The organism is Sphingomonas sp. Sph1(2015) (genome assembly GCF_001970915.1).
GTDB lineage: Bacteria > Pseudomonadota > Alphaproteobacteria > Sphingomonadales > Sphingomonadaceae > Sphingomonas > Sphingomonas parapaucimobilis.
In genome coordinates this window covers 21265-27915 of the sequence record NZ_MQUI01000047.1, presented here as the reverse complement: position 1 = coordinate 27915, position 6651 = coordinate 21265, and the positions used below count along the sequence as shown (strand labels likewise).

The 6651-nt window shown below is 67.3% G+C and carries 7 protein-coding genes; 3 read left to right on the top strand and 4 right to left on the bottom strand.

From position 1 onward, the window contains the following. Window positions 1–164 precede the first annotated feature (164 nt). Together BSZ14_RS15605 and BSZ14_RS15600 are read left to right on the top strand one after the other, a co-directional pair. Window positions 165–1550, top strand: a complete 1386-nt coding sequence (locus BSZ14_RS15605; protein WP_076711624.1) for a DEAD/DEAH box helicase — start codon at window positions 165–167, stop codon at window positions 1548–1550. A 3-nt stretch (window positions 1551–1553) separates the two neighbouring features. Further along, window positions 1554–1775, top strand: coding sequence for a DUF1289 domain-containing protein (locus tag BSZ14_RS15600; protein WP_076711623.1), 222 nt, complete (start codon window positions 1554–1556; stop codon window positions 1773–1775). Between the two features lie 162 nt (window positions 1776–1937). On the opposite strand, the gene BSZ14_RS15595 is transcribed toward BSZ14_RS15600, so the two are convergent. Beyond that, window positions 1938–2705: an enoyl-CoA hydratase/isomerase family protein gene (locus tag BSZ14_RS15595; RefSeq protein ID WP_076711622.1), complete on the bottom strand. Its 768-nt coding sequence runs from the start codon at window positions 2703–2705 to the stop codon at window positions 1938–1940. A 392-nt stretch (window positions 2706–3097) separates the two neighbouring features. Between BSZ14_RS15595 and BSZ14_RS15590 the strand changes: the two genes are divergently transcribed. Then, window positions 3098–3877, top strand: coding sequence for an SDR family NAD(P)-dependent oxidoreductase (locus BSZ14_RS15590; RefSeq protein WP_083748296.1), 780 nt, complete (start codon window positions 3098–3100; stop codon window positions 3875–3877). A 158-nt stretch (window positions 3878–4035) separates the two neighbouring features. Here BSZ14_RS15590 and rarD read toward each other — a convergent pair whose 3' ends face one another. The 3 genes from rarD to BSZ14_RS15575 all read right to left on the bottom strand — a co-directional run bounded on the left by rarD (window position 4036) and on the right by BSZ14_RS15575 (window position 6651). After that, complete coding sequence (gene rarD, locus BSZ14_RS15585; protein ID WP_076711620.1) at window positions 4036–4920, bottom strand: EamA family transporter RarD; 885 nt, start codon at window positions 4918–4920, stop codon at window positions 4036–4038. 45 nt (window positions 4921–4965) lie between these two features. Then, window positions 4966–5196, bottom strand: a complete 231-nt coding sequence (locus BSZ14_RS15580; protein WP_076711619.1) for a hypothetical protein — start codon at window positions 5194–5196, stop codon at window positions 4966–4968. Window positions 5197–5340: 144 nt separating this feature from the next. After that, window positions 5341–6651, bottom strand: coding sequence for a dihydrolipoamide acetyltransferase family protein (locus BSZ14_RS15575; protein WP_076711618.1), 1311 nt, complete (start codon window positions 6649–6651; stop codon window positions 5341–5343).

The window sequence follows — 6651 nt, the reverse complement described above, 5'->3', positions numbered from 1 at the left end:
CCCGCCTGCGGGAGGGGAGGAAGAAGAAAAAGGCGGGAATTTGCGGGACTGCCATCCCTCCCCCATGTGGAAAACTTGACTTTTGCCCCCAAATCCGCAAGCGGCATAAGCTGCTGGGCGCGTGCGGGGCGATTCCCATTCCGCACCAAATTCCGGAAAATTGCATGAGCTTTGCCGATCTCGGCCTCTCCGACGAACTTCTCAAGACGGTCACCGACGCCGGCTATACCGAGCCGACGCCGATCCAGGCCTCCGCCATCCCCTCGGTGCTGATGATGCGCGACATCATCGGCATCGCGCAGACGGGCACGGGCAAGACCGCCGCCTTTGTCCTGCCGATGATCGACATCCTGGCGCATGGCCGCAGCCGCGCACGGATGCCGCGCAGCCTGATCCTGGAGCCGACGCGCGAACTCGCCGCGCAGGTGGCCGAGAATTTCGAGAAATACGGCGCTGGCCAAAAGCTCTCGATGGCGCTGCTGATCGGCGGCGTCTCGATGGGCGACCAGATCAAGGCGCTGGAAAAGGGCGTCGACGTGCTGATCGCGACGCCGGGCCGGTTGATGGACCTGTTCCAGCGCGGCAACATCCTGCTGACCGGTTGTTCGATGCTGGTCATCGACGAGGCGGACCGGATGCTCGACATGGGCTTCATCCCCGATATCGAGGAAATCTGCACCAAGCTGCCCAAGCAGCGCCAGACTCTGCTGTTTTCCGCGACGATGCCACCGCCGATCAAGAAGCTGGCCGACAAGTTCCTGGAAAACCCCAAGACGATCGAGGTCGCGCGTCCCGCCTCGACCAACATCAACATCGCCCAATTCGTGGTGCCCGTCGCGCCCCAGTCGTTCGAGAAGCGCAAGCGCCTGCGCCAGCTGCTCGGTCAGGAAGAGGTTCGCAACGCGATCATCTTCTGCAACCGCAAGACGACGGTGCGCGAGCTGAACAAGTCGCTGAAGCAGCATGGTTTCCGCTCGGGCGAAATCCATGGCGACATGGAACAGCCCCAGCGTCTGGCCGAGCTGGAGCTGTTCAAGCGCGGCGACATCAACATCCTGGTCGCCTCGGACGTCGCGGCGCGCGGGCTGGACATCAAGGGCGTCAGCCACGTCTTCAACTTCGACGCACCCTGGCACCCGGACGATTATGTCCACCGCATCGGCCGCACCGGCCGTGGCGGCGCGACCGGCACCGCATACACCTTCGTCGCGCCTGATGACGCCGAGAATCTGGAAAATATCGAGAAGCTGACCGGTCAGAAGATCGACCGCCTCGAACTCCCCGCCCCCGCCGAAGAGGAACGCCCCGCCCGGCGCACGCGCCGCGATCGCAGCGCCCGCCCGGCCGAGGTCGAGACGGTGGAAGCGGAAACCGAGGCCGTCGAGGAAGCCCCCCGCACCCGTCCCGCCCGGACGCGTCGCGAAGAGCCCCGGGCACCGCGTCGGGACGATCGCCGCGATCGTCGCCGTTCCAACGCGGACGAAGCACCCGATGACGGCGGCTGGAACGGCCCTATCCCGGACTTCCTGAAGGTCTCGTTCGGGATCTGACCGATGTCGCTCGACATCATCAGCTTCGTCGAGCCGCAACCGACGAGCCTTGCCAGCCCATGCGTCCTGGTCTGCACGATGGACAAGGCGACCGGCTGGTGCCTGGGCTGCGCGCGCACCATCCGCGAGATTTCGAACTGGAGCGCCAAGCCCGCCGAGGAACGCCGCGCGATCCTGGCGGCCCTGCCCGCGCGTCAGGCTGAAATGGCGGCGCGCAAGGGCTGAGGCCTTCCCGGCCCCCGTTCAGCCTGAGCGAAGTCGAAGGCCAAGGGAAAACCTCGCCGCGAGGGATTTGGGCTTGGCCGCTATGGGGCAGCGTGGCCTTCGACTTCGCTCAGGCTGAACGGAGGGCGGTCAACGGAGGGCGGTCATAGGGACGGGGGGCTTTTACCGCCCCACGAACCGCCCCGGCCGCCGCTCGGTCACCGCGCGCACGCCTTCGGTAAAATCCTCGGTCCGCATCAGCTTGGCCTGCTCGGCCAGTTCATGATCGGTCGCCGCCTCGACCAGCGCGCGCAGATCGCCGCGGATCGTCCGCCGCGTCGACGCCACCGCCAACGGCGCGGCGGCGGCGATCTCCTGCGCCAGCGCCAGTGCGGTCGCCTGCAGCGCTTCGGCCGATACCAGCTGGTCGACCAGCCCCCAGCGCTCGGCCTCCTCGCCCCGGATACGCCGCCCGGTCAGCAGCATCATCGCCGCGCGCTGGCGCCCGATCACCCGTTCCAGCACCGCCGAGATGCCAAAGCCCGGATGCAGCCCGAGCTGGACGAAGTTCGCCACGAAACGCGCCTCGGGCGTCGCGATACGGAAATCGGCGACCAGCGCCAGCCCCAGTCCGGCCCCGACCGCCGCACCCTGCACCGCCGCGACCACCGGCGTCGCTACGCCGAACAGCCGCGCCGCCGCCATGTAGAAGGGGCTGCGCTCGCCCGGCGGCAACGGCTCGGCGACCGGGTTCGCATGGATCAGGTCGGCGCCTGCGCAAAATACCCGACCCTCTGATCGAAGCAGGATCGCACGAATCGCGGGGTCCGAATCCACATCGTCGAACGCATCCGCCAATTGCGAAATGGTTCCCAGCCCCAGGTGATTATTGGGCGGATTCCGTAACGTCAGAATGGCGACAGGCCCGTCATGGCGGATTTCGATAGTCATGACGTCCTATTAGACCGGCTTCGGCACCAGAGGCCAGCGCCATACCCGTTGCTCGAAAGACACAGCAACGAAGCATAGTGCGGGCGGGCACGAAGAGGTACTTGAGCCCGTCCCCCCGACCGGACTAGACAATGGCCATGTGGACTAGACAATGGCCATGTCAGGTGATCGGCCGATAACGGGACGACGCCTAGGCATCGGGAGCCCTCGGGCTCCGTGCCGGGAGGGGATGCCGGGCGGCCTGGAAAACGGGCCGCCCTTTCCCCCATTATCGCCGCGCCCGATCTCCCCTTGTCATCCGATGGAACCCGTCCGCCCGATGCGGATTGCTAAGGACCTGGATTGACCGGCGGCTGGCCGAAGGGATGGCCGCCGCTTTTGGGGATATGGCGATGCCCGACACCATCCTGATTACCGGCGCCTCCGCCGGGCTGGGCGCGGATTTCGCGCGGGCGCTGGCCCGGAAGCCGGCGACGCTGGTCCTGACCGCCCGGCGAACGGACCGGCTGGCGGCCCTGGCCCAGGAACTGGGCGCGCGGCCGGATGTCGAGGTGCATGTCATCTCCGCCGATCTCGGGCGGCCCGAAGGGGTCAGGACGCTGCTCGACGGGATCGCCGACCGGGGCCTGGTTGTGGACACGCTCATCAACAATGCCGGCTTTGGCGCGCTGGGTGACTTTGCCGACAGCGATCTGGCGACGCAGACGGGGATGATCGACCTCAATGTGCGGGCGCTGGTGATGCTGACCCACGCCATGCTGCCGCCGATGCTGGCACGCGGGCGCGGGCGTGTGCTGAACGTCGCCTCGACCGCCGCGTTTCAGCCGGGGCCGTATATGGCGGTCTATTATGCCAGCAAGGCGTTCGTGCTGCACTTTTCCGAGGCGCTGCATGAGGAGGTGAAAGGGCGTGGCGTAGCGGTGACGGCGTTGTGCCCTGGGCCGACCAGGACCGAGTTCGCCGATGTGGCGGGCATGGCAGAGACACCGCTGTTCGAGCGCTTCGCCGCCGGGTCGGAACAGGTGGTGCGCGACGGCCTTGCCGCGCTGGAGCGGGGGCAGGCGGTGATGGTGTCGGGGCTGCTCAACCGACTGACCGCCGCCAGCACGCGGGTCGCGCCGCGCGGGGTGCTGCGGCGGGCCGTCGCCAGGCTTCAAAGCGGGCGCAAATAGGTTTTGTTCGCGCGGAGGCGCGGAGGACGCAGAGATGTCTGGATGAGACACACCGGCCTCCACCCTATCGATCCGTAGACAAAGCCGCGCCGATGAAAAAGGCGGGCAGCCCGCGACTGAGCGATCTCTCCCTGCGTCCTCTGCGCCTCTGCGCGAACCTATTGGTCGCTGCGGCTGCCCCGCACGCTGTCGAAGGCGTAGAGCCCGCACCCCAACCAGATCAGCACGAAAGTGACGATATGGACCGGCTTGAGCGGCTCGCCGAACAGCAGCACCGCCTGCGCGAATTGCAGGGTCGGGGCGATATATTGCAGCAGGCCGAGCGTCGTGTAACGCATCCGCCGCGCGGCCGCCGCGAACATCAGGAGGGGGGCCGCCGTCACCGCGCCCGCCAGGATCAGCAGCATGTCGAGATGCCGGTCCACCCCGAATGCCGCCGTGCCATCGCCGCTCGCCTGGAACAGCACGAACAGCGCAGGCGCGGCGAGCAACAATGTCTCGACCGTCAGGCCGCCCAGCGCATCGATCGCTGCGATCTTGCGGACGAAACCATAGAAACCGAAGGACAGCGCCAGTGCCAGCGAAATACCGATCGCACCGCCGCCATTGATCGCCAGCACCGCCACGCCGACGCCTGCGATGCCGACCGCGATCGCCTGCCCCCGCCGGATTCGCTCGCCGAGCAGGGTGACGCCCAGCACGACATTGACCAGCGGGTTGATGAAATAGCCCAGGCTGGCTTCCAGAACATGATTGTTCTGCACCGACCAGATATAGACCAGCCAGTTGAGCGCGATCAGCGCCGCGCTGGCGCAGAGCAGCAGCAAGGTACGGCCCCGCGCCGCCGCGACGATGGCCTTGCCGCGTCGCGCGACCAGCACGACGACCGCGAGCAGAAGGAGCGACCACAGGATGCGGTGCGCCAGCACCTGAAGCGCGGGCACGCCCTTCAGCAGCTTGAGATAGAGCGGCAATATGCCCCAGCTGACATAGGCGCCGATGCCCAGCAACAGGCCGGTACGCGCGGGTTGAGCGGTCGTCATGCCGCCCCCTCTTCACGCTTGGGGGACCGATGGCAAGCCGGGGGGTTAGCCCGCGACCATCCCGTCGACCTCGACCGCGCCGCCCAGATTGACGACCCGGCCCGATACCATGCCGGTGATCCGCACCGATGCGCTGCGCTCGACGATGACGTCGCCTGCGACCATGCCCTTGATCGTGGCATGGACACCGGAGGCGACGAGAACGTCACCGCCGACCATTCCGCGCACCGTCCCGTCCGACGTCATTTCCAGCGATCCCGCCGTCATTCCGCGCATGGCGTCCTCCTGTTTCGGGGTGAGGACGCATGCCTGGCGGATAGGTTCATGCGTGCGCTTCGACTTCGCTCAGCGTGAACGGCTGTTGGTCTTGATCCCACATATCCGTTGAGCCTGAGCGAAGTCGAAGGCCAAGGGAATCCCTCAATCCGCGAACAGCATCACCGGCGTTTCCAGCAACCGCTTCAACGCCTGGACATAGCTCGCCGCATCGTAACCATCGACGACCCGGTGGTCGCAGCTGATCGACAGGTTCATCAGCTTGGCGCGCGCGATCGTCTCGCCGCCGCGCCCGTCGGAGCGGAAAACGGGCCGCTCGACGATGCGGTTGGGGCCGATGATCGCGACCTCGGGCCGGTTGATGACCGGCGTCGTCGCGATCCCGCCGAGCGGCCCGAGCGAGGTCAGGGTGATCGTGCCGCCGCCCATGTCGCCGCTCGCGATGCTGCCCGCGCGCGCCGCTTCGGCGAGACGGCCGATCTCGGTCGCGAGTTGCCAGACATTGCGGCTCTCGGCGTTGCGGATGACCGGGACCATCAGCCCGGCGGGAGTCTGCGTCGCCATGCCCATATGGACGGCCCCCGAGCGGTTCACCACGCCCGCCTCGTCGTCATAGCGCGCGTTGAGCATCGGGAAGTCGGGCAGGGTCTTGCAGATCGCGACGATCAGCAGCGGCAGCATCGTCAGCTTGGGCCGGTTGCCGCGCCCGGCGTTCAGCTGCGCGCGCGTCTCCTCCAGCGCGGTGACGTCGATTTCCTCGACATAGGTGAAGTGCGGGATGGCACGCTTGGAGGCGGCCATATTCTCGGCGATGCGGCGACGCATGCCGATGACGCGCACGGCCTCATCCGCGCGGGGCGCGCGGGCGGGGGTGTAGCCCTGGCCCGACCCATAGCGCAGGAAAGCGTCGAGGTCCGCATGGCGCACCCGGTCGCCCTCGGCGGGTTTCACGCTGACAAGGTCGACGCCCAGATCCAACGCGCGCGCCCGGACGGCGGGCGAGGCCAGCACCTTCTTCTCCTGCTCCCTCTCCCCTTGTGGGAGAGGGTCGGGGTGAGGGGTGGCCACGGGGGATTCGGCAGGGGGCGTAGCTTGCGACGCCCCCTCACCCCGGCCCTCTCCCACGAGGGGAGAGGGAGTGGGCGCTTCTTCAACGCCGGGGTTTTCGGCTTCCAGCACCGCCTCTTGCGTCGCGGGTGAAGCCTCTTCCACCGCATCGGTTTCGATCACCATCAGCGCCGATCCGATCGGCACCTGGTCGCCGACCTCGCCCGCCAGTTCGACGACGGTGCCCGACACGGGGGATTCCATCTCGACCGTGGCCTTGTCGGTCATCATGTCGGCGACCGACTGATCCTCCTCGACCCGGTCGCCGAGTTGCACGTGCCAGGCGACGATCTCGGCCTCGGAAATGCCTTCGCCGATATCGGGCAGGCGGAAGGTGAAACGAGCCAT

Bases quoted from the DNA above. Each gene is read 5' to 3' on its own strand.
- BSZ14_RS15575 (WP_076711618.1), bottom strand. From the start codon at position 6,651: ATGGCTCGTTTCACCTTCCGCCTGCCCGATATCGGCGAAGGCATTTCC.
- BSZ14_RS15605 (WP_076711624.1), top strand. From the start codon at position 165: ATGAGCTTTGCCGATCTCGGCCTCTCCGACGAACTTCTCAAGACGGTC.
- BSZ14_RS15600 (WP_076711623.1), top strand. From the start codon at position 1,554: ATGTCGCTCGACATCATCAGCTTCGTCGAGCCGCAACCGACGAGCCTT.
- BSZ14_RS15595 (WP_076711622.1), bottom strand. From the start codon at position 2,705: ATGACTATCGAAATCCGCCATGACGGGCCTGTCGCCATTCTGACGTTA.
- BSZ14_RS15580 (WP_076711619.1), bottom strand. From the start codon at position 5,196: ATGCGCGGAATGACGGCGGGATCGCTGGAAATGACGTCGGACGGGACG.
- BSZ14_RS15590 (WP_083748296.1), top strand. From the start codon at position 3,098: ATGCCCGACACCATCCTGATTACCGGCGCCTCCGCCGGGCTGGGCGCG.
- rarD (WP_076711620.1), bottom strand. From the start codon at position 4,920: ATGACGACCGCTCAACCCGCGCGTACCGGCCTGTTGCTGGGCATCGGC.